At 38.4% G+C, this 24,906-nt stretch carries 25 protein-coding genes, 4 tRNA genes and 1 riboswitch; of the genes, 21 read left to right on the top strand and 8 right to left on the bottom strand.

The genetic code is table 11. The features are described from left to right. Position 1 precedes the first annotated feature (1 nt). The 9 genes from I5435_RS17420 (at position 2) to I5435_RS17380 (ending at position 5,307) form a co-directional block, all read left to right on the top strand. Positions 2 to 78 (top strand) — tRNA-Ile (locus I5435_RS17420). Between the two features lie 4 nt (positions 79 to 82). Further along, positions 83 to 159 (top strand) — tRNA-Asn (locus I5435_RS17415). Between the two features lie 13 nt (positions 160 to 172). Beyond that, positions 173 to 263 (top strand) — tRNA-Ser (locus I5435_RS17410). 2 nt (positions 264 to 265) lie between these two features. Then, a tRNA-Glu gene (locus tag I5435_RS17405) sits at positions 266 to 337 on the top strand. Positions 338 to 506: 169 nt separating this feature from the next. Then, the gene (dpaL, locus tag I5435_RS17400; RefSeq protein WP_337982674.1) at positions 507 to 1,718 is read left to right on the top strand and encodes a diaminopropionate ammonia-lyase; all 1,212 of its coding nucleotides are present in this window, start codon (positions 507 to 509) and stop codon (positions 1,716 to 1,718) included. A 368-nt stretch (positions 1,719 to 2,086) separates the two neighbouring features. Further along, positions 2,087 to 2,860, top strand: a complete 774-nt coding sequence (locus I5435_RS17395) for a DUF7683 domain-containing protein (RefSeq protein WP_108030006.1) — start codon at positions 2,087 to 2,089, stop codon at positions 2,858 to 2,860. A gap of 180 nt (positions 2,861 to 3,040) precedes the next feature. Beyond that, the gene (locus I5435_RS17390; protein ID WP_108030005.1) at positions 3,041 to 3,802 is read left to right on the top strand and encodes a MerR family transcriptional regulator; all 762 of its coding nucleotides are present in this window, start codon (positions 3,041 to 3,043) and stop codon (positions 3,800 to 3,802) included. Between the two features lie 85 nt (positions 3,803 to 3,887). After that, positions 3,888 to 4,325, top strand: a complete 438-nt coding sequence (locus I5435_RS17385) for a TraR/DksA C4-type zinc finger protein (protein ID WP_036205401.1) — start codon at positions 3,888 to 3,890, stop codon at positions 4,323 to 4,325. A 55-nt stretch (positions 4,326 to 4,380) separates the two neighbouring features. Then, positions 4,381 to 5,307, top strand: coding sequence for a dipeptidase (locus tag I5435_RS17380; RefSeq protein ID WP_108030004.1), 927 nt, complete (start codon positions 4,381 to 4,383; stop codon positions 5,305 to 5,307). 169 nt (positions 5,308 to 5,476) lie between these two features. Here the strand turns inward: I5435_RS17380 and I5435_RS17375 are convergent, their stop codons facing one another. Next, positions 5,477 to 6,397 (bottom strand): 1,4-dihydroxy-2-naphthoate polyprenyltransferase, encoded by a 921-nt coding sequence (locus I5435_RS17375; RefSeq protein WP_025220364.1) that lies wholly within the window; start codon positions 6,395 to 6,397, stop codon positions 5,477 to 5,479. Positions 6,398 to 6,750: 353 nt separating this feature from the next. Here I5435_RS17375 and I5435_RS17370 point away from each other — a divergent pair, with 353 nt between their 5' ends. From I5435_RS17370 to I5435_RS17345, 7 genes are all read left to right on the top strand, one after another. Beyond that, the gene (locus I5435_RS17370; RefSeq protein ID WP_108030003.1) at positions 6,751 to 8,136 is read left to right on the top strand and encodes an isochorismate synthase; all 1,386 of its coding nucleotides are present in this window, start codon (positions 6,751 to 6,753) and stop codon (positions 8,134 to 8,136) included. Further along, the gene (gene menD / locus I5435_RS17365) at positions 8,129 to 9,853 is read left to right on the top strand and encodes a 2-succinyl-5-enolpyruvyl-6-hydroxy-3-cyclohexene-1-carboxylic-acid synthase (protein ID WP_108030002.1); all 1,725 of its coding nucleotides are present in this window, start codon (positions 8,129 to 8,131) and stop codon (positions 9,851 to 9,853) included. The genes I5435_RS17370 and menD overlap by 8 nt, the downstream gene beginning before the upstream one ends. Beyond that, positions 9,841 to 10,650 (top strand): 2-succinyl-6-hydroxy-2,4-cyclohexadiene-1-carboxylate synthase, encoded by an 810-nt coding sequence (menH, locus tag I5435_RS17360; protein ID WP_108030001.1) that lies wholly within the window; start codon positions 9,841 to 9,843, stop codon positions 10,648 to 10,650. The genes menD and menH overlap by 13 nt, the downstream gene beginning before the upstream one ends. Positions 10,651 to 10,713: 63 nt before the next feature. Further along, positions 10,714 to 11,532 carry a 1,4-dihydroxy-2-naphthoyl-CoA synthase gene (menB, locus tag I5435_RS17355; protein WP_024363692.1) on the top strand — a complete coding sequence of 273 codons (819 nt, stop codon included), beginning with the start codon at positions 10,714 to 10,716 and terminating at the stop codon, positions 11,530 to 11,532. Positions 11,533 to 11,861: 329 nt separating this feature from the next. Then, on the top strand, positions 11,862 to 13,301 hold the full coding sequence (locus I5435_RS17350) for an o-succinylbenzoate--CoA ligase (protein WP_024363693.1): 1,440 nt from the start codon (positions 11,862 to 11,864) through the stop codon (positions 13,299 to 13,301). A 71-nt stretch (positions 13,302 to 13,372) separates the two neighbouring features. Then, the gene (locus I5435_RS23200) at positions 13,373 to 13,477 is read left to right on the top strand and encodes a hypothetical protein (RefSeq protein WP_108030000.1); all 105 of its coding nucleotides are present in this window, start codon (positions 13,373 to 13,375) and stop codon (positions 13,475 to 13,477) included. 67 nt (positions 13,478 to 13,544) lie between these two features. After that, positions 13,545 to 14,720, top strand: coding sequence for a transglutaminase domain-containing protein (locus tag I5435_RS17345; protein ID WP_108029999.1), 1,176 nt, complete (start codon positions 13,545 to 13,547; stop codon positions 14,718 to 14,720). Between the two features lie 22 nt (positions 14,721 to 14,742). Here the strand turns inward: I5435_RS17345 and I5435_RS17340 are convergent, their stop codons facing one another. The 4 genes from I5435_RS17340 to ytzI form a co-directional block, all read right to left on the bottom strand. Continuing rightward, positions 14,743 to 15,813, bottom strand: coding sequence for a metal ABC transporter solute-binding protein, Zn/Mn family (locus I5435_RS17340; protein ID WP_108029998.1), 1,071 nt, complete (start codon positions 15,811 to 15,813; stop codon positions 14,743 to 14,745). A gap of 105 nt (positions 15,814 to 15,918) precedes the next feature. Beyond that, positions 15,919 to 16,152 carry a membrane protein insertion efficiency factor YidD gene (yidD, locus tag I5435_RS17335; protein WP_024363696.1) on the bottom strand — a complete coding sequence of 78 codons (234 nt, stop codon included), beginning with the start codon at positions 16,150 to 16,152 and terminating at the stop codon, positions 15,919 to 15,921. Continuing rightward, positions 16,149 to 16,310 (bottom strand): hypothetical protein, encoded by a 162-nt coding sequence (locus I5435_RS17330; RefSeq protein WP_162832724.1) that lies wholly within the window; start codon positions 16,308 to 16,310, stop codon positions 16,149 to 16,151. The genes yidD and I5435_RS17330 overlap by 4 nt, the downstream gene beginning before the upstream one ends. A gap of 70 nt (positions 16,311 to 16,380) precedes the next feature. Beyond that, positions 16,381 to 16,527, bottom strand: a complete 147-nt coding sequence (ytzI, locus tag I5435_RS17325) for a YtzI protein (protein ID WP_103976058.1) — start codon at positions 16,525 to 16,527, stop codon at positions 16,381 to 16,383. A gap of 133 nt (positions 16,528 to 16,660) precedes the next feature. On the opposite strand from ytzI, the gene I5435_RS17320 reads away from it, so the two are divergent. Then, positions 16,661 to 16,978, top strand: a complete 318-nt coding sequence (locus I5435_RS17320) for a hypothetical protein (protein WP_024363697.1) — start codon at positions 16,661 to 16,663, stop codon at positions 16,976 to 16,978. Positions 16,979 to 17,026: 48 nt separating this feature from the next. Here the strand turns inward: I5435_RS17320 and I5435_RS17315 are convergent, their stop codons facing one another. Next, a complete protein-coding gene (locus I5435_RS17315) occupies positions 17,027 to 18,493 on the bottom strand; it encodes an L-lactate permease (RefSeq protein WP_337982673.1) in 1,467 nt (488 codons plus the stop codon). Between the two features lie 223 nt (positions 18,494 to 18,716). On the opposite strand from I5435_RS17315, the gene I5435_RS17310 reads away from it, so the two are divergent. Genes I5435_RS17310 through I5435_RS17300 form a run of 3 tightly spaced genes read left to right on the top strand, consistent with a single transcriptional unit; the run spans position 18,717 to position 20,563 of the window. After that, on the top strand, positions 18,717 to 19,277 hold the full coding sequence (locus I5435_RS17310) for a helix-turn-helix domain-containing protein (protein ID WP_337982672.1): 561 nt from the start codon (positions 18,717 to 18,719) through the stop codon (positions 19,275 to 19,277). A gap of 58 nt (positions 19,278 to 19,335) precedes the next feature. Then, a complete protein-coding gene (locus tag I5435_RS17305; RefSeq protein WP_229387438.1) occupies positions 19,336 to 19,803 on the top strand; it encodes an NUDIX domain-containing protein in 468 nt (155 codons plus the stop codon). Further along, positions 19,787 to 20,563, top strand: coding sequence for an alpha/beta hydrolase family protein (locus I5435_RS17300; RefSeq protein WP_024363701.1), 777 nt, complete (start codon positions 19,787 to 19,789; stop codon positions 20,561 to 20,563). Before I5435_RS17305 ends, I5435_RS17300 begins: the two co-directional genes overlap by 17 nt. Before the next feature lie 104 nt (positions 20,564 to 20,667). Here I5435_RS17300 and pckA read toward each other — a convergent pair whose 3' ends face one another. Next, positions 20,668 to 22,254 carry a phosphoenolpyruvate carboxykinase (ATP) gene (gene pckA, locus I5435_RS17295; protein WP_024363702.1) on the bottom strand — a complete coding sequence of 529 codons (1,587 nt, stop codon included), beginning with the start codon at positions 22,252 to 22,254 and terminating at the stop codon, positions 20,668 to 20,670. Positions 22,255 to 22,456: 202 nt separating this feature from the next. Continuing rightward, positions 22,457 to 22,575: riboswitch (SAM riboswitch) on the top strand. A 256-nt stretch (positions 22,576 to 22,831) separates the two neighbouring features. Here pckA and metK point away from each other — a divergent pair. Beyond that, the gene (gene metK / locus I5435_RS17290) at positions 22,832 to 24,028 is read left to right on the top strand and encodes a methionine adenosyltransferase (RefSeq protein ID WP_025220354.1); all 1,197 of its coding nucleotides are present in this window, start codon (positions 22,832 to 22,834) and stop codon (positions 24,026 to 24,028) included. A gap of 361 nt (positions 24,029 to 24,389) precedes the next feature. On the opposite strand, the gene I5435_RS17285 is transcribed toward metK, so the two are convergent. Continuing rightward, the gene (locus I5435_RS17285) at positions 24,390 to 24,902 is read right to left on the bottom strand and encodes a gamma carbonic anhydrase (RefSeq protein ID WP_024363704.1); all 513 of its coding nucleotides are present in this window, start codon (positions 24,900 to 24,902) and stop codon (positions 24,390 to 24,392) included. Positions 24,903 to 24,906: the final 4 nt, after the last annotated feature.

The raw sequence follows: 24,906 nt of genomic DNA, 5'->3' as shown, positions 1-24,906 counted from the left end.
TGGGCCTATAGCTCAGCTGGTTAGAGCGCACGCCTGATAAGCGTGAGGTCGATGGTTCGAGTCCATTTAGGCCCACCATTATTCCGAAGTAGCTCAGTTGGTAGTAGCACCTGACTGTTAATCAGGTTGTCGCAGGTTCGAGTCCTGCCTTCGGAGCCATTTTTTTATTTATGGGGAAGTACTCAAGAGGCTGAAGAGGCGCCCCTGCTAAGGGTGTAGGTCGGGTAACCGGCGCGAGGGTTCAAATCCCTCCTTCTCCGCCATTGGCCCCTTGGTCAAGTGGTTAAGACACCGCCCTTTCACGGCGGTAACACGGGTTCGAATCCCGTAGGGGTCATACTAAAACGCAGTAAATGTGATTACACATTTACTGCGTTTTTTTTGCTAGATTGAAAAATTGAGAGTGCATCGTTTCCCATTGTCTATTTATGAATACAATGATGATTCTCTTTAATAGCAATATTAGGTAATATAGGTATAAGTAATTATAAAGGGGGATCATACGAATGAGCGAAAATTTAAGATGGGTGTATAATCGGCAATTTCTTTTGCAAGAGAACTTACAACAATGTAAAGATTTACTGCAAAATTTTACAGTAGAACAGGTTAATTGTGTGGAAAGATTCCATCATACATATGAAAATTTTGAAAAAACACCTATACATGATTTAGATGCTTTAGCAATGCATCTCGGGGTCAGTAAGATTTTTGTTAAAGATGAATCCTATCGCTTTGGTTTAAATGCGTTTAAGGTGTTAGGTGGTATTTATGCGATTGGCAAATATGTTGCGAAATTGCTAGATCAAAATATTGATGAATTGTCTTTTGAACAATTAAAACTACCTGAAGTGAAAGAAAAATTAGGCAACTGTACCTTTATTTCAACGACAGATGGCAATCATGGGCGCGGGGTTGCTTGGGCAGCAAGGGAACTTGGCTGTAAGGCGCGAATTTATATGCCTGCTGGTAGTGCGGAAGAGCGCTTGCAAAATATTAAAAATGAGGGCGCATATGCAGAAATCACTTCAATGAATTATGATGAAACGGTAAGGTATACCTCACAGCTTGCAGAGGATAATGGCTGGATAGTGATACAGGATACAATGTGGGAAGGGTACGAAGAGATTCCATTATGGATTATGCAAGGCTATACAACATTGGCAAAAGAGATTGTTGACCATCTGCAAGAAGCACCGACCCATGTATTTTTACAGGCAGGTGTAGGTTCATTTGCAGGAGCTATAGTCGCTTTTTTACAACAATATTATGGACAACAACTAACATTTGTTTTAATCGAACCTGATGCAGCTAATTGCTTCTATGAGAGTTTTAACCGAGGTATTGGACAGTTTGTTACTGTCGGTGGAGAAATGCAAACCATTATGGCTGGCTTAGCATGTGGGGAGCCTAATCCTATCGCTTGGGATATTTTAAAAACATATACAAAGGTAAGTATTAGTTGTAGTGAGAGAGTAGCTGCAACGGGTATGCGCGTCTTGGGAAATCCACTTGGAGCGGATAATCGTATTGTTGCAGGAGAATCAGGAGCAGCGCCATTTGGATGTTTTTATGAATTAATGACAAATGAGGATTACTATGATTTAAAGGTCGCTTTACAGCTCAATCCAAAGTCAAAGATATTGTTTGTTAGTACGGAGGGAGACACAGACGTAGAAAACTACAGAAATATAGTGTGGCATGGGAAGTATGCTAAATAGGAAAGGTGAGCGTCTTGGATACTGAGATGCTTTTTTATATTAATTCTTGCAAATTATTTATCCATTTTATAAAATATTTTTACTTATATACGGAATATCTCAATATTTAGCTTTTAGTAGGAATTAAAATATATGTGTTTACAAGATGTAGACTTAACTTTTGAATTAACGGAATTTTCATACATTTAATTAGTTAGGAGATTTAATAGAAATTAGATACTTTTATCCGATCTTCTTGTTATTATCAATATTTCTCATAGGGTGCAGTTCTAAAGAAGCTAGCTTAGATTCTATAGCATTTTCTTCTAAAGAATGTGAACAAAACTGGGGTATTTGTACAGTTTATGATAAAGGAAGAGGTGATAAAAGTGAATAATCACATAAAATATCAATGGAGGATAACGAAATATAATCCTGACTTCAGAAATAATGAAGGGCATTACACGAAGAAATTGGAATGGACAAGCCCAGCTCACATTGGGAAGACAATTAATGGTGAAACTTTTACATTAGAAAAATATTTAAAGGTCGAAACAGCCTATATTAATACAATCATGAAGTTTTTAGAGGTCAATCATATAAAATCATTAACAATGATTAACATGACTTATATTGATGTAGATAGTAATTGTGCTCTGTATAATCAATTGTATGATGAAAAATTAGACAATTTTCAATTAAAAGATGATCAAGAAGTATCGATTGATCAAATCCCTCTTATTTCTAAAATGGTATTAAGAGGTTTCATATATTGTCATTTCATAACTTTAGATTTTTTTGTGCATTTTGGAGATGACTATTATATGTTTATTGGAACAAATAATTATCAAGAGGAACCATTACAATTTGCTCGGGAAAACAATTTATTTGTAGAAGAAATGGTTTCTCCATTTTATATCAATGAAGAGAACATCGAAAGAATGATAATGTGGACGCCAATTAATGAAGATACCGTAGTAGGTGAGGAAATACTAACTGACTTTTCAATAGAGGAATATAGAGAAATATTGCATCTTTCAAATATTCATCCGGTTATCGGGTTATTTCCAATTACAGCGAGTAACCAACAATTTTTTCAAAAAAAATTAAGACATAAAATAGATACGAATAAGTATCAATATTATCTAAGTGCGGGGGATTAACCTAACTGTACTGAGCTACTCTAAAAAGTTAGCCAAATATTATAAGCAACTTCTAAGATCTGTTCCTGGGTGAAGTGGACACAGATCTTTTTATTTTTCCCTTTCGGCAGACTTATATAAATATCCCCTTGACCTTAACGCTGCGGAAAGGTTTACAGTATAAATATGGAGGTGAAAGCAATGGAGTATACCATTTTACAGCTTGCTAAATTGTCAGGAGTAAGTACGAGAACGTTGCGGTATTATGATGAAATTGATTTACTAAAGCCGGCAAGAACAAATGAAGCAGGGTATCGCTTTTATGGGCAACAAGAAGTCGATATTCTTCAGCAAATTTTGTTTTATAAAGCGTTAGATATGAAGCTTGAAACCATTCACAACATTATTCATGCACCTGATTTTCAACATAAAGCGGCATTAAAAACACATCGTGATGCTTTATTACAACGAAAAAAACAGCTAGATCAATTATTAAAAACAGTGGAACAAACCATTCATTCGATTGAGGAGGAACAACCAATGACAAACGAAGAGAAATTTGAAGGCTTTAAAGAAATGCTGATTGAAGAAAATGAAAAACAATACGGTAAAGAAATTCGTGCAAACTACGGCCATGAAAAGGTCGATGCATCGAATGCGAAGTTTAAGAATTTATCAGAGGAACAATATAAGGCAATGCAGCAACTCGAACAGCAACTATTTGAACGATTAAAAGAGGCAATGGCTATAGGCGACGTGAAACATGATGTCGCCATGGAAGTGGCAGAACTGCATAAGCGTTGGCTGAGCTTTTCGTGGCCACAATATACAAAGGAAGCACATGCTGGTTTAGCACAAATGTATATAGCAGATGAACGTTTTACGGCTTATTACGATCAACATGTGTCAGAAGGTGCTACTCAATTTCTCCATGATGTAATTAGAGAATACACACAAAACTAATGGAATCCTTCTCATACAGATGTTTTAGAAATAGATATTTAGGAAAAAATGAAAGTATGAGGAGGAGATTTTTTTGAAACAACAAATGATCGAAAAGTTTAAAAACCAATTACAGCAGGAATTACAAGAACTAGAGAAGCAGCTAGAAGAATCAGAGCGACCGCAGGCAACAGAGCTCTCAAATTATGATAACCATCCAGCCGATAATGCGAGTGATTTAACAGACCAACTTACAGAGATGGCCATTGATGAACATCGCAGTGACCATGCTGAAGAAATCGAGCATGCGCTGCAAGCAATAGAAGATGGAACATATGGTAAGTGCGCTATATGTGGCGAAGAAATTCCGTTAGGCCGTTTAGAGGCTATGCCACATGCATTGACATGTGTAGAGCATGCTGAACAAAGAGACGATTTACTGCGACCAGTAGAAGAAGATGTGTTATCCTCTTTACCAAAATCTGATGATTTCGAAGAGCTTGAGGAATTTGGTTCGTCTGATACACCATCAGATAAAATGTAAAAAATAAGAGCATTTCTTCCCTTAAACAGTATAATAACTGTATGAGGTGATTGACATGGAAATAATTGATTTACATTGTGATGTTTTATTAAAGTTAACGACATTGGAAGAACCAAAATTTAGTAATGATAGCCGATTACATGCTAATAAAGAAAGACTGCAATTAGGGCAAGTCAAAGCACAAGTATTTGCCATTTTTATTGACCCTGAAATACCTCAAAGTATGCAATTTTTAGAGGTTATGCGCCAAATTGAAGCCTTTCATACACAAGTATTACAAACAGAGGGCATGGTGCATATTACGGAATGGTCACAACTCGATACTTTAGCACCTCATGAAATTGGTGCTATTTTAAGTTTAGAAGGCTGTAGTGCAATTGGCGAGGATTTGACAAAGCTTTCCGCAATTTTGGATGCAGGTGTTATGTTAGTAGGTCTTACATGGAATGAAGAGAATGCTGTAGCCTATGGTGCTGAGCAAGATGCTAGCCTCGGTTTAAAGCCATTTGGTAAGGAAGTTGTTAATATGCTAAATGAGCGGGATATTATCATTGATGTTGCCCATTTAAATGAGCAAGGATTTTGGGATGTACTGCCGCTAGCAAAGCATATTATTGCTAGCCATAGCAATGCACGTGCAATTTGTGACCACCCGCGTAATTTAACAGATCAACAGGCTAAGGCGCTTGTTGAGCATGGGGGGCATATTCATCTAGTTTACTACCCGCATTTTATTGGCGACAATGCAACAATGGATGATTTAATTGAGCATATAAAGCATCTGGCAAGTGTCGTTGGCATGGAGCATCTTGGGGTAGGTTCTGATTTTGACGGAATAGATATGACAATCAAAGGTCTTGCACATGCAGGTGAGGCGCAAAATTTATTAGAGATGTTACGTGAGCATTTTTCAGATGAAGAAGTTCGTGGAATTGCGCATAATAATTTCAAACAATATTTAAAAAAAGCAGCAACTAAATAAGTTGCTGCTTTAGCGTGTCAACAGAGTAAAAATCGCTACGAAGTTATTTCTGCTATTGGCAAACGCACACCGTTGGTTGCAATTTTCTACTTGCATGTGAGGCGCCACGTTTAACGTTTTATGTTGTTCTCGTTGAAGTCGCTGCCTTCGTTGCAATTAACTAACCCTATTAATAAAAGAAATGATTTACTAATAAACCAATTGCTAATAGGAAACCGAAGAATGTATTTGTTTGCGCTGTAAATTTCATCGCGGGCATTACTTCTTTGGCTTCTTTTTTATCGCGGAAAATTTGGATTGCTCGGAGTGGCTTCGGTACACTTAGGAAAATGATAAGCGCCCAAAAAGTAATCCCATCAATGGCTACTAATGCGATAACCCAAAGGTACGAAACGATGAAAAAGCCAGATAATACAGAAATAGCACGGTCGCGTCCCACTAAAATGGCCAGTGTTTTACGTCCACCTTCTGTATCGCCAACGATGTCACGAATATTATTAGAAAGCATAATGGCGCCAACTAAAATCATACTCGGAACAGAAAGTAATACCGCATCTAATGTAACTGTAAGTGTTTGAATGTAAAAGGCAATTAAGACAATACCCATCCCCATGACTGCGCCTGAAACAAGCTCTCCAAAAGGTGAATATGCGATAGGGTACGGCCCTCCTGTATATAGAAAACCTATAAGCATACATACTAGTCCAACTACAGCAAGCCACCAAGAAGTGGAGGCACAAATATAAATGCCAAGTAGCATGGCTAGTGCATAAAAGCTTAGGGCAATCAGCATAATCGTTTTCGGTTGAACACCGTGGCGCACAATCGTGCCACCAATGCCGACAGAATGTTCATTATCTAATCCTAACTTGTAATCATAATATTCGTTGAACATATTTGTTGCTGCTTGAATCAGCATACTTGCAATTAACATTGCAAAAAACAGTCCAAAATGAATGGTTTCTTTTTCAATTGCTAGCGCAATCGCTGTTCCTAAAAATACTGGAACAAATGAAGCGGTTAAAGTATGTGGACGTGTTAAATGCCACCAAACTTTAAAACCCCTATCAGCTTCAATGACTTTGGTCATAAGGTCTTTCTCTCCTTCAACTATTGTAGACTCTTCTTATTTTATACGAAGAAAGAGAAATTGGATAGGTTCACAGCTTATTACATACTGTTATGTTTAAAAAAATGATACAATAGTACATGCATTTGAGAGATGGGAATATAAATTAAGCAGTAGAAAGAACAGAGCCGTCAAACGTATAGGACGGCTATTTTAGCGGAACAAGTAATGCTAAAGACGGATGTCACAGAGGGATTTGTGTGTGACATCAAAGCGACAGACGTAGGAAGTTATGTATGTGCAGGACAACGCAACACGTACCATAACGCGAAAACATCATTGATATGTACATTGCAATAACGGAGGTAATTTTCATGCAACAGAAGTGGTACCAAGCCACAGAACTAGAAGTGGACTCTTTGGGCCAAAACCTTCATTTTTATATGGAAACAATCGAAGTAAGTCGCTTATCGGCTCTTGCATTTTTTGCAGCGGGCGAGGAGCGTTATAAAGGTGAACGATTTTATTGGCAAAATAGAGAAAAAACAATGACATTGGTTGGGCTAGGACACGCTCACACAATTCAAAATAACGAAAAAAATAACCGCTTTGATGCTGTAGAAGCAGAGTGGAAGCGCTTAACGAAAAATTGCGTAAAAGGTCAGGCTGAACTACAACCAATTTTGTTTGGTGGTTTTACATTCGATCCGCAAAATAATGTAGATGGGGAGTGGACTGACTTTCCAGAGGCTTATTTTGCCTTAGCAACGTATCAGTTTGTTTTACGTGATGATAAAGCCTATGTAAGCATTCACCTTATCGCAAGTGCTACTGAGGCAGATGGACAATTAGAGGCGTTGCGTAAAGAGCGAAATCATTTAATCCATGCTGCTCAAGTAAAAGAAGTGAAAATGTATGCGAAGCCTGAAATCACAAATTATTTCGAGCCTTATAAGGATCCTTATTTAGCATCAATTGATCAGGTCACAGCATTAATTAAAGCAAAAAAAGCGGATAAGGTTGTCATTGCACGTTCCCTTGCGCTGCAATTTAAGGAGCAAGTAACTTCACCTCAAGTATTAGCTCAAATTATTCACGAACAGCCTGAAAGTTATTTGTTTGGGTTGGAGTGGCAAGATTTATTATTTTTCGGCGCGTCTCCTGAGCGTCTTGTAAAGGTTGAAAATGGTCGTGCCTACTCATCATGTGTTGCAGGATCTATTCAACGAGGTAAAACGGCGGAGGAAGATGAAGCTTATGGACAAAGCTTATTAAATGATCCGAAAAATGGTGGTGAACATCAATATGTAGTCGATATGATTGCGGAAACGTTCCGAAAAAATTGTGTTGAAATGAAAATACCTGATGGACCACGCTTACTAAAAATTAGAGACATCCAACATTTATTTACACCTGTTGAAGGTCAGCTAAATAACGAAGCAACCATTTTGCAATTGACGAAGCATTTGCATCCAACACCCGCTTTGGGCGGTGTGCCAAGAAAAGAGGCAATGATTGCTATACGTAAATACGAGCCAATGAACCGTGGTCTTTATGCTGCACCTATTGGCTGGTTAGATGCGGAGGGTAACGGAGAATTCGCAGTTGCGATTCGTTCAGCAGCTCTACTAAAAGATAAAGCTTATTTATATGCAGGTGGCGGTATTGTAGCTGATTCAGAGCCACAATCTGAATATGAGGAAACATTAGTGAAATTCCGTCCAATGCTTCGAGCGTTAGGAGGACAAGTACATGAGTGAACGGAAAATATTGACTGATTATGTTTATAAAATGGTTGCATCATTAGTACAAGCAGGTGTCCAACATGTTGTTGTAAGCCCAGGGTCACGGTCGACGCCACTAGCTTATGCTTTTGCCTCAACAAAGCAATTGACGATGTACCGTCAAGTAGATGAGCGAGCTGCTGCATTTTTTGCGTTAGGCATTGCTAAGGCGACTACTAAGCCTGTCGTTTTGTTATGTACATCTGGTACTGCCGCGGCAAACTATTATCCTGCGATTGTGGAGGCAAGTTATGCAAGAGTACCACTAATTGTTATAACAGCCGATCGTCCACATGAATTACGTGAAGTAGGTGCACCACAAGCAATTAATCAGACGAATTTATACGGAGCACATGTAAAGTGGAGTGTAGATTTTCCGCTAGCGGATGGTGCTGCACCGACATTGCCATTTATTGAACGTCATATTGCACGTGCAGTAGCTATTGCAACAAGTGCACCATTTGGACCAGTACATCTTAACGTACCGTTCCGTGAACCGTTGCTCATTGATTTTCGAGAGGAGCTTCCAACTGTTACGTTTAAGCAAAGCCATATTGGACAGTTAACGCCACCGAAAGCTGCACAAGTAGAACTAGCTTCTATTTTACGAGACACTAAAAAAGGATTTGTTGTTGTTGGGGAGCTTCCGCTCGGGACAGATTTAACCATTATGTGGGAGTTTGTGCGCCAATTAAAATGGCCAATCATTGTGGAGAGTCTATCGAATATGCGAACTTCCGTGCCAAATGATTGTTTGCCATATGTTATGACAACCTATGATGCCATTATGAAAAACGATGATTTCAAAGCGCTAGTAGAACCTGAAACAGTTCTGCGCTTAGGAGCACAGCCTGTATCGAAATTTATGATGCAATTTATTACAAAGTCGCAGCCCCAAGCTTATATTGTTGTCGATGAAGATCCGATGTTCCGTGATTCAACAGGGGTGTCCACTCATTTTCTGCATGCAAGCATTGGCGAATGGCTCGTACAATTAGACCTTGCTGAAACTGCGCTAGAGGCGGCATATTTAGCGGAATGGCAAGATGCGAATGATATTGCACTTGAGTATATTGAGCATTATACAGAAGGCGCAATTGACGAAGGTGCTATGGTAAGTCGTTTACTTGAAATCATTCCAAATGGCAGTGATATTTTTGTTAGCAGTAGCATGCCCATTCGTGATATCGATACGTTTTTAATGGCAACATCAAAAGATATTCGAATTTTTGCGAATCGTGGCGCTAATGGCATTGATGGGGTCGTATCAACGGCAATGGGCTTAAGCCAAGGAAATAACCGTGAAACCTATTTGCTTATCGGAGACCTAGCTTTTTTACATGATGTCAATGGCCTAATTGCGTCACGCTATCAAGCATGTAATATGACCATTATTGTCATGAATAACGATGGTGGTGGTATTTTCTCATATTTACCGCAATCTACGGTAGAGGCTCATTATGAAGATTTATTTGGTACACCAACTGCACTTGAATTCCAAGACATTGCTCATATGTACAATATGGACTACATTTGTGTTGAGGATATTGCACAGTTAGTGCCGAAATTTAACACGTTGAGAAAAAATCCGTTACGATTAATTGAGATTTTTACAAACCGTGAAGAAAATGTCTATGCACACCGCGCGCTTTGGAACCGTATTAATGCGGGGTTAAAAGCATGGCAAAGCTAATGATTCGAGGGCTTGAGACACATGTGGATATATGGAATGAAGAAGCGGGGCAAACACTAGTTGCCCTGCATGGCTTTACAGGTAGTACTGCTACATGGCGAAATTTAGCAAAGAATCTTCCACATGTGCGAGTTGTGGCGATTGATTTAATTGGTCATGGTCAAACAGCCGTACCGGAGCAAGTAAGTCGCTTCACGATGGCTGAACAATTGCGTGATTTAGAGGAAATATTTTGTCAGTTACAATTAGAAACTTTTGCATTGCTCGGTTATTCAATGGGTGGACGTATTGCACTATCTTATACGATTGCTTACCCTCAACGTGTCAGCAAGTTGCTGTTAGAAAGTTCTTCTCCTGGTTTGCGAACTGCAAAAGAGCGTATGGAGCGATGCGAGCGTGATAATGCGTTAGCGGAGAAAATAACAACGAATGGTTTACAGTCCTTTGTTAATTCGTGGGAAAATATTGCGCTATTTGAATCGCAGAAGCGTTTAGCTAAAAATGTAAAACAAGCAGTTCGAGCAGAACGATTAGCCCAAAGTGAAAAGGGCTTGGCAGGCAGTTTACGAGGAATTGGAACAGGCATGCAACCATCAAACTGGGATAATTTAACTAAATTAGAATTGCCTGTACTATTAATAACGGGTTCATTAGATGTTAAATTTTGTAATATCGCATTGGAAATGAAAGCGTTATTAAAAAATGGAAAGCATATGTCAGTAAATGACGCTGGACATGCAATTCATGTGGAAAATCCAGCTGAATTTGCTACAATAGTAAAGGAGTATTTAACGTAATGTTTTTTACGTTAGCGCCTCTTAGTAGTAATGAGGCGAATTTTATAATTAGGAGGTATTTCAATGTCACGTCAATGGACTACATTACATACTTACGAAGATATTAAGTATGAGTTTTATAACGGTATCGCTAAAGTGACGATTAACCGTCCAGAAGTGCGCAATGCATTTCGACCAAAAACAGTTATGGAAATGATTGATGCATTTTCTCGTGCCCGCGATGACAAAAATGTCGGTGTTATTATTTTAACAGGTGAAGGCGAAAAAGCCTTTTGCTCAGGTGGAGACCAAAAGGTACGCGGCCATGGTGGCTATGTAGGGGAAGATGAAATCCCACGTTTAAACGTTCTTGATTTACAACGTTTAATCCGTGTTATTCCAAAACCAGTTGTAGCGATGGTTGCTGGTTATGCTATCGGTGGAGGACACGTATTACATGTTGTATGTGACCTTACAATTGCAGCAGACAATGCTCGTTTCGGACAAACTGGTCCTAAAGTTGGTTCATTTGATGCTGGTTATGGTTCAGGCTATCTTGCACGTATTATCGGTCATAAAAAGGCGCGTGAAATTTGGTACCTTTGCCGTCAATACGATGCTCAGCAAGCGCTTGATATGGGCTTAGTCAATACAGTTGTTCCTTATGAACAATTAGAAGACGAAACAGTGCAATGGTGTGAAGAAATGCTACAAATGTCTCCAACAGCTCTACGCTTCTTAAAAGCAGCTATGAATGCTGATACAGACGGCTTAGCTGGTCTTCAACAAATGGCAGGCGATGCTACACTTCTTTACTACACTACTGATGAAGCAAAAGAAGGTCGTGACGCATTTAAAGAAAAACGTCAACCAGACTTTGGTCAATTCCCAAGATTCCCTTGATTCGGAATATTAGAAAAAGCTGGGATAAAAGAGAAAAAGTGTTAGATTGATGGTAGTCAATCTAACACTTTTTTACTGCGCCGTTGTTGTCCGCTTCAGCGGTGCTTTCCGCTTAGCACCGTAAGCCCAACCTTCGCTACCACGCAGAATGCCCGCGTCTTACGGTGTACGTTCTGAGCAGGAGCCATAGCGAAGTTCGCCATATAGCAAAAATTGATGAACACCTTTCCTCTGTTCCTTAAATTTTTTAGTTATGTAACAGCCTCTTTTTCTGTCTATATCAGGCTGAAGCAGTACCATATCAGTGTAATGATTGGAGGAAGCAAACAATGTATCCAAACTGGATTTTACAGCGTGCGTCTATCACACCATTACGTAGCGCTCTCACATATGAAGGACAAACTTGGACCTTTCAACAAGTAAATGAGCTATCCTTAAAACGAGCTCGACAATTAACAGCACTTGGGGTGCAGCAAGGGCATCGTATCGCTATTATGGGTCCGAGTACGCCTGCACTGGTCGTTATGATGTATGCTTGTATGCATTTGCAATGTGAAATGGTGATGCTTAATCGCAGGCTGTCTCAAGCAGAAATCGCATATCAATTAGAAGATTCACAAGCAACGATTGTGCTAGTTGCAGATGAGGATGTAGAAAAATTACCGTCATCCGTACACTATCATGAATTTACGACAATAGAAAATGGTAAAGAGCAATATGTTGATATTGCAAAAGAATGGTCACTCAATCAAACAACATCCATTATGTATACGTCTGGTACGACAGGCTTCCCAAAGGGGGTTCGTCAAACAGTTGGCAATCATCAGGCAAGTGCTACAGCCTCTGTTCTAAACATAGGTTTACAAGCCGATGATGTTTGGTTGTGTGCAGTGCCATTATTCCATATAAGTGGTTTTTCCATTTTAGTTCGTTCATTGTTATACGGCAATAAAGTACAACTATATGAGCATTTTAACGTAGAGGCGATCACGCAAAATATTATGGATGGTGATGTCACCCATATGTCAGTGGTCGCTGTAACATTAGAACGCATTTTAAATACCCTTGAGTTAAATAAGGCGCAGGCGTCACCGCGTTTTAAATTGATGCTAGCCGGTGGTGGTCCTGTACCAGTGGATTATCTAGAGCGAGCAAGTGCATTGCATTTAGCAGTAGCTCAAACATATGGTATGACAGAAACCTCGTCACAAACGGCTACATTGGCAAGTGAAGATGCCATGACAAAGATTGGCTCAGCAGGTAAGCCATTGTTTTTTAACCAAATAAAAATTTCAGCACCCAATGCACAAGGTGAAGGGGAAATATGTATTCGAGGTCCCCACGTAACGCCTGGTTACATAGGTCGTTTTGCCGAGAAAAGCGCAACTGAGGAGGGCTGGCTTCACACGGGAGACATTGGCTATATGGATGAGGAGGGTTACTTGTTTGTAGTGGATCGTCGGGCAGATTTAATTATTTCTGGTGGTGAAAATATTTATCCAGCAGAGATTGAAAATGTGCTATTGGCACATCCAGCTATTCAGGAAGCGGGTGTATGTGGCATTGAAGATGAAACATGGGGACAAGTTCCTATAGCATTTGTTGTTTTAAAGGAAGCGGTCACGATGGAAAACTTAAAGCAATACTGTGAAAAGAAACTGGCTAAATATAAAGTTCCCAAACAAATTAAGATAATCGATACACTGCCACGTAATGGAGCAAATAAGCTACTAAGAAGAAAATTAGCAGCTTTACTTGCCAGTGAATAACTTTAATGGATTTAGCCTTTAAAAATAGCATGCTAGAAGTCACTTCTAGCATGCTATTTTTTTGACTTCACGTGCCAGTCACTCAAACAATTCTCAAACAATTGTATAAAGTATATGTGCCAGTCACTCAAACAATTTTTAGGCTTCTGTTATTGAAATTATATTTTTTTGATTAAATTAATTATTCTTTAACATAATAAATAATGGGGGGCATAAACTATTTAGTAAAGGAGAATGACTCATATGAGAAAAACTATATATAATGTTGTCATTATATTATTTGTTTTACAAATGAGTCATGTGCAAGTATTCGCAAATTACGAATCACAGAATATAGCAAAAGCTAATTCAATCGAAACATTACAACAGCAAATTCAGAAAGAAGTGATGCAATTGTCTACTGAATTTGAAATTCGTTACACTGGTAAAACTTCTGAATTACAAAACGAACTAACAGAGCTTATCAAACATGCCATATTAGATCCATATATTTTCGCCAATATTTCCAGCTTTCAATGGAAGTATGATGGCTATGCCAATAATATTGTCATCCAATTTCAATTTACTTATCATATTTCACAGGAAGAGGAGGCATTTACAGAGCAAACATTGACAACTATTGTTGCGTCTATGCATGGATTAAGCGAATTAGAAAAAATACAGGCTGCACATGATTATATCGTCTTAACAACAGAGTATTCAAAAGATAGTGTAGGAAGCCAATATTCGCCATACACATTGCTTAGCGAAGGCAAAGGTGTCTGTCAGGCCTATGCTTTAGTGCTTTATCGAATGTTAGATATGCTAGGTTTTGAGGTGCAATATGTGCCAGGGAAAGTAGGCGAACAATTGCATGCATGGGTGTTAGTGAAGTTAGATAATGAATGGTACCATATTGATGTGACATGGGATGACCCATTGCCAGATCGGAAGGGCGAGGTACGTTATAACTATTTTCTCGTATCCGATAAGCAATTAGCGCAGGATCATACATGGGATTTTGCAAGTTTTCCTTCAGCAACAAGTGAAAAATACGCAGATTGGCAAGGGAAAAGTAGGATTGAAGTTCTTACGAAACCATTAGCTAATCTTTTTACCCCTAATAGTGGGCTAGCGATTATAGAAAATAATGCGCTGCAAATGAAACAATTAATAGAACACTCTGCACAATTACCAAATGACTTTCAACTTAGCGACAAACTTAATCAAATCGTTTTATATGAACAACAGGATAAAGTTGTCCTACAGAGCGCTCTTACAGTTCGTCTGGTTATTGTCAAGACAAAGATAAACGGGGATGCCAGGATAAAGAGGCTTCTTCACTTTGACAAAAATGAAAAGCGTATGCCGCAAGAAAAGTACGTCATAATAAAGGAGGTGTCCCTTATGCATTACGGGGCACCTCCTTCTTCATCTTAAACAGGTAATTCGTATCGTTGTTTTACTTGTGTTCATTTAGAGCTGTTTCTAAAGTTTGCATATTTTTTTTCATGAGAGTAAAATACGTTTCATTATTTTTCACATCATCACTTGTTAACACGCTTAAATTATGTAGGACAAGTGATTGAGCGCCAACTTCTTTTTGAATGACTTCGGCTAATTTAGATGAAACATTTTGCTCGAATAAAATATAATGAATATTTAAGTCTTTTGCTTTATCTACAATCGCTGTTAATTCCTTTTGAGACGGTTCATTTTGCGAGTTTAACCCTGCAATTGGAACTTGTGTTAAGCCATATTGACCCGCGATGTAGCCAAATGCAGCATGCGATACAAAGAATGTTTTGTTTTGCGTTGTGTCAGCCATCGCTTTATATGCAGTGTCTAAATCTTGTAGCTCTTTTATGAGCCCTTCATAATTTGCTGTAAATGTCGCTTCTTGAGCTGGCATTTTTTCAACTAATGCATTTTTAATGGATAATGCTAAATCTTGACTAATAACAGGCGACAGCCATACATGGGGATCGACACTACCGTGAGCATGATCTCCATGATCAGCCTCCTCGTCATGCGCGTGATTATCTTCCGTAGTCGCATCTTCGTGCTCGTCATGTGCGTGGTCATCTTCTGAAGCGGCAGCTTCATGCGCATGATCAGCTTCATCTTCTTCGTCATGCGAATGACCAGTACTAACGGCTAATTTTTCATCAGGTATTTGAGATGCCATAGCAACCATAGTGACATCTTCGTTGGCTAATGTCTTTTTCGTATTTTCTACAAAACCTTCAAGTCCTAAGCCAATATAGAAAAATAGATGCGCGTCAGCTAATTTCATCATATCCTTTTGCGTTGGCTCAAAGGTATGCTCGTTAGCACCAGGAGGATATATAGAAGATACTTCTACATAATCGCCACCAATCCGCTCCGTAAAGTAGCTTAAAGGATAGACGGTTGTGTACACAGTTAATTTATCTGTTTTCTCCGTCTGTTTCGACGATGATGATTGATCACCACAGGCAGCTGTAAATACGGCTAGTACAGCAACTAAGAAAAATAGAAATATTTTTTTCATATAATGGATACCTCTTTCAAATAGTAATGATTACGATTTGTTTTTTAACAGTATCTATAATAACGCACATCGAATAAAAGTACAAGAAAAAATGACCTTCGAAAATTATTTCTTTTTCGAAGGCCATTTTTCAGGCACTGGATCAAAGCCACCAGGATGAAGTGGTTGGCATTTTAAAATACGTGTGACGGTCAAAATTAGACCTTTAATAGCGCCATGCTTTTGAAAAGCTTCTAGACCGTAAGAAGAGCATGTTGGATAGAAGCGACACGATGGTGGCGTCATTGGTGAGATAAATTTTCTGTATAACTGAATGAGCCATATAAAGGGATATTTCATGCTTGTCCATCCTTGTGATGTGAATTATTTTGTTTTGGTTTTGCATCGATTGTTTGTGTAAAAAAATCGCCTTTTTTCTTGAGAATAACGATTACGGAAACACCAAACATTAGCATCATCATTGCAATCATAATGATGATTGGTAATGGAACACCCATTGTTTTCACTCCAAATTCTATTTGATATTGTTATTATAAGTGATATTGCTATAAAAGGGTTAAATTTGAACTACTCGTCATGCTGCTGAAAATTTTGCTTCGGTTTTTCATCGACCGTATGTTTAAAAGCATAGGCGCGATTTACACTTAGAATGGTTGCGACTGTTACTAATATCACGATAATGATTGCAACCGTGATTAGCGAGGTTAAACTCATTGTATTCACTCCGTTCTTGTTCGTTATATCTATTATAAATTAGAAGCTCTAACTTAGTTGTGAAGGAAGTTTGACATTCCAGCGAATAAAATAACCACTTAACCACCATACTATGGAAAAAGGAGTGTTATCTATGGATCGTCAACGTGTTTATTTTTCACTTGCCCATAAAACGTATTATACAAATCCTTACGAAGGGCAATGGAATTTCGAACTTAATGTAGACCGGCAAGCATTAGATGTTTTTGAAAAAATATTTCAGCAAATGCAACTATTAGAAATTGCGAACGGTTGGCGCGCACAATTGCCTTATTTGCAATATCATTTGGATCGAGAAAATGACGAGTTAGATTTACGTTTGAAGAAAATTTATGCACTTATACATGAGTATGGGGATGATGATACAAAGCAATTTGTAGAACAACTTCCCTATTTCAATAAACGTGTCTAGCTATTGGCTAGACATTTTTTATATTTGCATAACCTGTATAACATTATGCTAGTGGAAGCGTGATAGAAAAATAATTTCTAGAAAAATAATAGCAAGTGTACTAAGTCCAACTAGCGCCATTTTTCTTTGAATAATATTTTCAAATGAATGTATTTTACATACTGAACAACTTAATGCCACTCTAGATGGGTTGACCATTGTCATGAACGAAGAACTAACATTTTGAATGCAAGCAAGTATAGTAGGTGACAGACCTATGTGCGTAGCAGTTTCTGTTTGTAGTCGAATAAACATAGTATTGGACGCAGTATTACTGCCAGTTAAAAAACCACCTGTTGCGCCAATTAAAGGTGTTATGAATACAAAGTATGAACCAAATGTGTTGGCAGCAGTTACGGATAGTAGCTGAATCATCTCGGCCTCTGCCATCATTTCGGAAACCACAATATATAAAAAAGTCGTTAGCAATACAGGATAACATTTATTGATTGTTAATTTGATACTATCGAAAATGGATGCCTTATTTAAACGGAAGAGCGTACAAGTAAAGAGACAAACAATAAAGAGAAAAAATCCAGGCGAATAAAGAAACGATAATTGGAATTGATAAGAAGCAATCGTTACGGTAAGCAGGCTCGTTAAAAAATCTTTAATCGGATTAATAGTTCTTGATGCGATTAATAGAGCGATTAACAACAAATAAGGAGAAATATTTTTTAAAAAGATATTAGAATAATATTGTTTGTTTCTATTTTGCAAAGAAATCATAATAAAAATAGCCGCCATCACCGTTAAAGAGCCCACTACTCCGGCAAGTTCTACACTGATGAAACGATTACAAACCCACACGCTTAAACCTAAAACTAATCCCATCGATAGTATCCGCCATTTTTTCTTTTGCATTGCTTCTTTTCTGACGCCTATGTATGTAACTAAGAAGGCAAAGTAGATATAAATAGGAATGCACATCAGAGCGCTTCCAATACCTAAATCCTCTAAAGGAATGTTTCCTAATGATGCACCAATAATTGTCCCCATTGCTAACGTGCCCCAAGGTATGATACATAAACTAATTAATGCAATGAAGGAAGATTGTAAGGAATTGAAACCTAGAGCCATTAAAATAGGTGCAATAACAATGACCGCTAGACCAAAGCCGCTAACGGATTCAATTAAAGGAGAGAGCCCCAAGGCCAATAATAATACTTGGTCAATCCGATTATCAGTAGAGGTGGCAATAGAAGAAGCTATTTTTTGGATGGACCCTGATTTTTCCATTAGATGATATAATAATATTCCAAAAAATAAAACATAGGTAACTGGCAATGTTATAAGAAAACTGTTGATAAAAGGTTTAGGCAGTAATGCGATGTTTAGGTGAAAAACAGGAGAAGTAGCAATCACTGTTGTAAGTAGGCAAGCAAAAATGCCAGTGAAAATAGAAGATTTCTTTAAAATAAAAATCATAAATAAAATACTAACAAGAGGGAATAGCGCTAATACGACTTTTAACATAAAACAACACTCCTATACTTGATTATTCACTATAGTATATTTTATTTTCACTAAAGTGTAAATATCTTATCTTGCATGAAATGATTCAAACATCTTCTAGGTTGATTGTGATTGATAATGTACAATATCATAGTAGAAGGGCTAACGAAGATAAGTTTTTAATTACATTTCACTATAGTAAAAATAATAGTAGGCGAACAAAGTAGTGAAAGGAGCTTTATTCATGGGATTTGGAAAGCAAGTAAATGTAATGAGGAAGAAAAACAAAATGACATTACAGGAGCTTTCAGCCGCAAGTAATGTGAGTGCCTCGATGCTATCTCAAATTGAAAGAGAGGAAAAAAATCCAACGATACAAGTAGCTTGTCAAATTGCAGAAGCTTTAAATACAACACTTTCAGCTTTATTAGATCAGCAGGAAAAAAGGGAGATTGTCGTCATAAGAAAAGATGAACGACCCATTTATGTTGATGAAAAATCGGGTTTTCAACGACATTTATTATCACCTTCCGTTCCATCACGAGGTATTGAGTTTGTGTTAAATATTATTCCACCAAACAAAGAATCAGGCATATTTCCCGCGCATAAAGCAGGCGTAAAAGAGTATATTTTTGTTAAAAGCGGAAAGTTACGAGTTGAATTGGGGCATGGTGCTTTTTCTGAAGAATTAGAAGCAGGCGATTCTCTTTTTTTTGAAGCAGATACAGCGCATAGATTTATCAATATGACGAATGACGAATGCCACTATTTTCTTGTGATTGATTCCTCACAGTACATGAAATAATAAGACGAATAACATAATGAATACATTCGTGACAATATAATACGAGGAGTTGAATGGAATGTTTTCATTTCAAGATTTGAATGGATTTCAAGTGGATTTAAGCTTTACAAGAGGGGAGTTTCAAGTTGAACCAAAGCATGTCCTTGTCTTTTTAAAACATGAACAGAAATGGCTATGTACGATTCATAAGCGTCGTGGCGTGGAAGTGCCAGGAGGGAAGGTAGAATCAGGCGAAACATTAGAGCAAGCTGCTGTTCGGGAAGTATTTGAAGAGACGGGTGTGCATGTGAAAAATCTTCAATGGTTTGCAGAATATGCTGTCCACGGTGAACTATTGTTTTGTAAAACAGTCTTCACTGCGGAATTTGTCAGTCAGGAGAAGATAGATTTTGATTTGGAAACTTCGGGTATGGTCTGGTTAACCGATGAAGAGTTTGCAAGCCATCCAAATTTAAGCTTCCATATGAAAGATGAAGGCATGCAAAAAATGCTAGAGGAGCTGAAGCGCTTTGACAATCAATGGTGAAATAGTTGAAAAACGTCCATATCCTTCACCGAATCCAGCTATTCGATTATCAGAAATTACGTATCTATCCCTTGGATTACGTGTCAAAGGCTTACTAGCAGAGCCTAAAGCAGAAGGTACATATGACGGTTTTTTATATTTGCGTGGGGGTATGCAAAGTATCGGCATGGTAAGACCAGCACGTGTTGCACAATTTGCAGCCCAAGGTTTTATCGTGTTTGCCCCTTATTATCGGGGGAATAGAGGTGGAGAAGGCCGTGATGAGTTTGCAGGTCAAGATCGTTTTGATGCAGTGCATGGAGTAGATGTGCTAAAACAATTTTGCAACGATCATATCCATGTGTTTGGTTTTTCACGTGGAGGTATTATGGCGCTCTGGACAGCCATTTTACGGAAGGATATTACATCCGTTGTGACGTGGGCAGGCGTTTCGGATGCCACAGCTACATACTGGGAGCGAACCGATATGCGTCGAATGATGAAACGGGTTATTGGCGGGACACCTAATCGTGTTCCAGAAGCCTATGATGCACGCACACCTTTATTTCAAGTCGATCAGATTACAGCCCCAGTGCTAATTATCCACGGCTATCGGGATGAAAATGTAGATATTGAGCATGCAAGGCAGTTAGCATTTTACTTAGAAGATGCCAATAAAGTGTATGAAACTTGGTATGATCAACGTTTTGCCCACCAATATCCACCTGCCCAAAATCGTGAAACGGTTCGTGCATTATGCGAATGGATGAAGAAGCAGTGAAAATTGTTTGAGTGCCTGACACTAAAAAAAGACACTAAAAAAAGACACTAAAAAAAGACACTAAAAAAAAAGGGAACGAATACATCGTTCCCTTTTTGTATGCATTATTTTAATGGCCCACCAAGATTAGTGATTGCTTCAGAAACATTTGAGAATTTCTTGAAGTTGTCGTTGAATAGACCAGCAAGTTCAGCAGCTTTCACATCGTAAGCAGCTTTGTCTGACCAAGCATCACGTGGGTTTAGCACTTCTGTTGGTACACCTTCAACTGCTGTAGGGATGTGTAAACCGAATACAGCATCTTGAATTGTTTCAACATTGTTTAGTTTTCCGTCGATTGCTGCACGTACCATTGAACGAGTATAAGAAAGCTTCATACGGCTACCTGTACCGTATTCGCCACCAGTCCAACCAGTGTTTACAAGGAATACTTGTGCGCCATGCTCATCGATTTTTTGACCTAACATTTCTGCATAAACAGTTGCTGGAAGTGGAAGGAATGGAGAACCGAAACATGTAGAGAATACTGGTTCTGGCTCTGTTACACCACGTTCAGTACCTGCAAGTTTAGATGTGAAACCACTTAGGAAGTGATACATTGCTTGCTCTTTTGTTAATTTACTGATTGGAGGTAAAACACCAAATGCATCAGCAGTTAAGAAGATGATTGTTTTTGGGTGACCTGCAACAGATGGATCAACGATATTTTCGATATATTGGATTGGATAAGCAACACGTGTATTTTCTGTTAATGAACCATCATCGTAGTCGCAAACACGAGTTTCAGGGTCTACAGCTACGTTCTCTAGTACAGAACCGAAGCGGATTGCGTTGTAGATTTCAGGTTCTTTTTCAGCAGAAAGGTTAATTGTTTTTGCGTAGCAACCACCTTCAATGTTAAATACGCCGTTGTCAGACCAACCATGCTCATCGTCACCGATTAATTTGCGGTCAGGATCAGCAGATAAAGTCGTTTTACCAGTACCAGATAAACCGAAGAATAATGCTACGTCACCAGCTTCCCCAACGTTTGCTGAACAGTGCATTGATAAGATGCCTTGTTGTGGTAATAGGTAGTTCATAATACCGAAAATCGATTTTTTAATTTCACCAGCATATTCAGTACCACCGATTAGGATGATTTTCTTTTCAAGTGATACAATGATGAATGTTTCAGAAGCTGTACCATCAACAGCTGGATCTGCTTTAAAGTTAGGAGCTGAAATAATTGTGAAATCAGCAACGTGAGAAGCTAATTCTTCTTCAGTTGGACGGATAAATAATTGATGGGCGAAAAGATTGTGCCAAGCATATTCATTGATTACTTGAATACTTAATTGTGAATCTTTGTCAGCACCAGCAAAACCTTTAAATACAAATAATTCGTCACGTTCTTTTAAGTATTTAACTACTTTTACATATAAGTTATCGAACACTTCAGAAGAAATTGGTTGGTTTACTTTACCCCAGTCAATTTTATCTTTTGTGCTTTCTTCTTCTACCGTATATTTATCTTTAGGTGAACGACCAGTGTATTTGCCAGTTTCTGCACGAACTGCGCCATCTACTGTTAACATTGCCTCACCACGAGATGTAGCTTTTTCAGCTAATTGTGGTACTGAAAGTTGAACGTTAATGTTCCCGCCGTTTAATAATTCCTTCAGTTCGTTTGCAATTTCTACTGAATTCATCGATTAAATACCATCCTTTTTTATAGTATTCCCTTGAGTTTGAGGGAGTTTTTCTTAATTTCAAAAATAGTATAACACAATTGCTTTAATAATCTATACTAATTCAAAAATTATTTTCGAGTTTTAAATACTTTTCAACAAAACGACATAAAATAATTGACATTGTTCTACCTTTTACGTAAGATGAGGAATTGAACGGATACTCTTATCCCGAGCTGGTGGAGGGTCAGGCCCTGTGAAACCCGGCAACCTGCATGAACTATTTCACGACATGCGTTGGTGCCAACCTGATGCAAGGGGATACCCCTTGAACGATAAGAGTGAAAGGTTAGAAGTCATTATTCCTTTCCTCATGTTAAGTACACGTGAGAAAAGGATTTTTTTTATTTTTAAAATGAATGTAAAGGTAAGTATGTGCAATTCTTTCCTTATTATAATGACGGATCTTTCGAAATCCTCATGTTAAAAGCAACAACGGCTTGAGAGTTCAATCCTTTAGGAGCGGACTTGACATGGGTAATGAGTACCGTATTAATTTCGCAAATACTATTTGTAAGAGTAATAGGAGGAAAACCAAATGACAAACCGTCGATTGTTTACATCAGAGAGTGTAACAGAAGGACATCCCGATAAAATTTGTGATCAAATCTCGGATGCTATTTTAGATGCTATTTTAACAGAAGATCCTAATGCCCGTGTAGCGTGTGAAACAACGGTCACAACAGGCTTAGTATTAGTAGCAGGAGAAATTACTACTTCTACTTATGTAGATATTAAAGGCATTGTGCGTGATACAGTAGCAGAAATCGGCTATACACGAGGCAAGTATGGCTTTGATGCTGAAAACTTAGCTGTACTAGTCGCAATCGGAGAGCAATCACCTGATATTGCCCAAGGTGTAGACCAAGCATTAGAAGCGCGTGAAGGTTCAATGACAGATGCGGATATTGAAGCAATTGGTGCAGGTGACCAAGGATTAATGTTCGGTTATGCATGTAATGAAACACCTGAATTGATGCCTCTACCAATTAGTTTAGCGCATAAATTGGCTCGTCGTTTAACAGAAGTACGTAAATCAGGTGAATTAGCATATTTACGTCCAGATGGTAAAACGCAAGTAACAATTGAGTATGATGAAAACAATGTCCCTGTTCGTGTTGATACGATTGTTATTTCAACTCAGCATGATGAAGAAGCAACACTTGAACAAATTCAAGCAGATTTAAAAGCATTAGTAATTGCTCCAGTAGTTCCTAGTGAGTTATTAGATGCACAGACGAAATACTTCATCAACCCAACTGGTCGTTTTGTTATCGGTGGTCCAAAAGGAGATGCTGGACTTACTGGTCGTAAAATCATCGTTGATACATACGGTGGTTATGCACGTCATGGTGGTGGTGCATTCTCTGGTAAGGATGCTACGAAAGTGGACCGTTCAGCAGCCTATGCAGCACGTTATGTAGCGAAAAATATTGTTGCAGCTGGTTTAGCAGAACGTGCAGAAGTACAGCTTGCTTATGCTATCGGTGTAGCACAGCCAGTATCGATTGCCGTTGATACGTTTGGTACAGGACGAGTAAGTGAAAGTGAAATTGTAAAATGGGTTCGCGAACTTTTCGATCTACGTCCAGCAGGCATCATTAAAATGCTTGATTTACGTCGTCCAATCTATAAACAAACGGCTGCATACGGTCACTTTGGCCGTACAGATTTAAATGTACCTTGGGAAAATACGGACAAGGCAGATGCACTAAGAGAAAAAGCTAGTTTATAATCTGTTTTGTCAAGAACATTCGATTTGGTAATGAACAAACGTAAATGTTTTTTTGAAAGGGGCTAGCTAGTGGCCCCTTTTTATCTTGCCTTTCGCATTTCTTCTTACTTGCTGCTAAGTCGGGGAGTAATGCACCTTCTATTTAAATCGTGAAGGCAACTAGTGCTCTTTAATCGAGTGAAAGATTTAAGCGGACTTTACGTAAGTGATTGAAAAAATTCGCTTTCTTCCCGTACGTCTACATACAAGATGTACTGTAGGCGGTTAGTGGAAGGAAATTGCGAATTTTTTTTATAAAGAGTTGTTACGTATGCAAACATCTACAACTATAGGGGCAATTCGCCCGTTTTGTAAGCATCCATTATTTTTGAAGAGATTTGTAATATTGTCCTTTTTCCGCGTATTCTCTAACGATACGTTCCATATCTTCCTTGTCTTCAGCATTTAATTCCCGTACAACTTTCGCTGGACGTCCTAATGCTAAACAATTGGGAGGTATGACTTTACCTGGAGGGACAAGACTACCCGCACCGATAAATGCACCTTCTCCTATCTCTGCCCCATCTAACACAATTGATCCCATACCAATTAAGGCATTTTTTCGAATTGTACAGCTATGTAAGGTTACTTGGTGTCCAACTGTTACTTCATCTTCGATTATTAATGGATATTTTGGACTTTGATGTAGACAACAAAGATCTTGGATGCTTACTCGTTTACCAATAATTGTAGGAGATACATCGCCTCGAATCACTGTATTAAACCATATTGTTGTCTCTGCTCCAATCGTTACGTCTCCCGTAACGGTTGCATAGTCAGCAATAAAAACCGATGGATCGATTGTAGGTGTTTTGTCTTTAAAAGGATAAATCATGCTA

The organism is Lysinibacillus sp. C5.1 (assembly GCF_016350185.1).
Classification (GTDB): domain Bacteria; phylum Bacillota; class Bacilli; order Bacillales_A; family Planococcaceae; genus Lysinibacillus; species Lysinibacillus sphaericus.
This window is presented reverse-complemented; position numbering and strand designations above follow the sequence as displayed.

Coding starts and splice junctions, on each gene's coding strand:
- I5435_RS17340 (WP_108029998.1), bottom strand. CDS start 15,813: ATGAAAAAAATATTTCTATTTTTCTTAGTTGCTGTACTAGCCGTATTT.
- I5435_RS17370 (WP_108030003.1), top strand. CDS start 6,751: ATGCAACAGAAGTGGTACCAAGCCACAGAACTAGAAGTGGACTCTTTG.
- menH (WP_108030001.1), top strand. CDS start 9,841: ATGGCAAAGCTAATGATTCGAGGGCTTGAGACACATGTGGATATATGG.
- I5435_RS17375 (WP_025220364.1), bottom strand. CDS start 6,397: ATGACCAAAGTCATTGAAGCTGATAGGGGTTTTAAAGTTTGGTGGCAT.
- I5435_RS17285 (WP_024363704.1), bottom strand. CDS start 24,902: ATGATTTATCCTTTTAAAGACAAAACACCTACAATCGATCCATCGGTT.
- I5435_RS17315 (WP_337982673.1), bottom strand. CDS start 18,493: ATGTTAAAAGTCGTATTAGCGCTATTCCCTCTTGTTAGTATTTTATTT.
- I5435_RS17385 (WP_036205401.1), top strand. CDS start 3,888: ATGATCGAAAAGTTTAAAAACCAATTACAGCAGGAATTACAAGAACTA.
- I5435_RS17330 (WP_162832724.1), bottom strand. CDS start 16,310: ATGGGTGTTCCATTACCAATCATCATTATGATTGCAATGATGATGCTA.
- I5435_RS17345 (WP_108029999.1), top strand. CDS start 13,545: ATGAGAAAAACTATATATAATGTTGTCATTATATTATTTGTTTTACAA.
- menD (WP_108030002.1), top strand. CDS start 8,129: ATGAGTGAACGGAAAATATTGACTGATTATGTTTATAAAATGGTTGCA.
- dpaL (WP_337982674.1), top strand. CDS start 507: ATGAGCGAAAATTTAAGATGGGTGTATAATCGGCAATTTCTTTTGCAA.
- I5435_RS17310 (WP_337982672.1), top strand. CDS start 18,717: ATGGGATTTGGAAAGCAAGTAAATGTAATGAGGAAGAAAAACAAAATG.
- I5435_RS17305 (WP_229387438.1), top strand. CDS start 19,336: ATGTTTTCATTTCAAGATTTGAATGGATTTCAAGTGGATTTAAGCTTT.
- I5435_RS17350 (WP_024363693.1), top strand. CDS start 11,862: ATGTATCCAAACTGGATTTTACAGCGTGCGTCTATCACACCATTACGT.
- I5435_RS17320 (WP_024363697.1), top strand. CDS start 16,661: ATGGATCGTCAACGTGTTTATTTTTCACTTGCCCATAAAACGTATTAT.
- menB (WP_024363692.1), top strand. CDS start 10,714: ATGTCACGTCAATGGACTACATTACATACTTACGAAGATATTAAGTAT.
- metK (WP_025220354.1), top strand. CDS start 22,832: ATGACAAACCGTCGATTGTTTACATCAGAGAGTGTAACAGAAGGACAT.
- pckA (WP_024363702.1), bottom strand. CDS start 22,254: ATGAATTCAGTAGAAATTGCAAACGAACTGAAGGAATTATTAAACGGC.
- yidD (WP_024363696.1), bottom strand. CDS start 16,152: ATGAAATATCCCTTTATATGGCTCATTCAGTTATACAGAAAATTTATC.
- ytzI (WP_103976058.1), bottom strand. CDS start 16,527: ATGAGTTTAACCTCGCTAATCACGGTTGCAATCATTATCGTGATATTA.
- I5435_RS17390 (WP_108030005.1), top strand. CDS start 3,041: ATGGAGTATACCATTTTACAGCTTGCTAAATTGTCAGGAGTAAGTACG.
- I5435_RS17380 (WP_108030004.1), top strand. CDS start 4,381: ATGGAAATAATTGATTTACATTGTGATGTTTTATTAAAGTTAACGACA.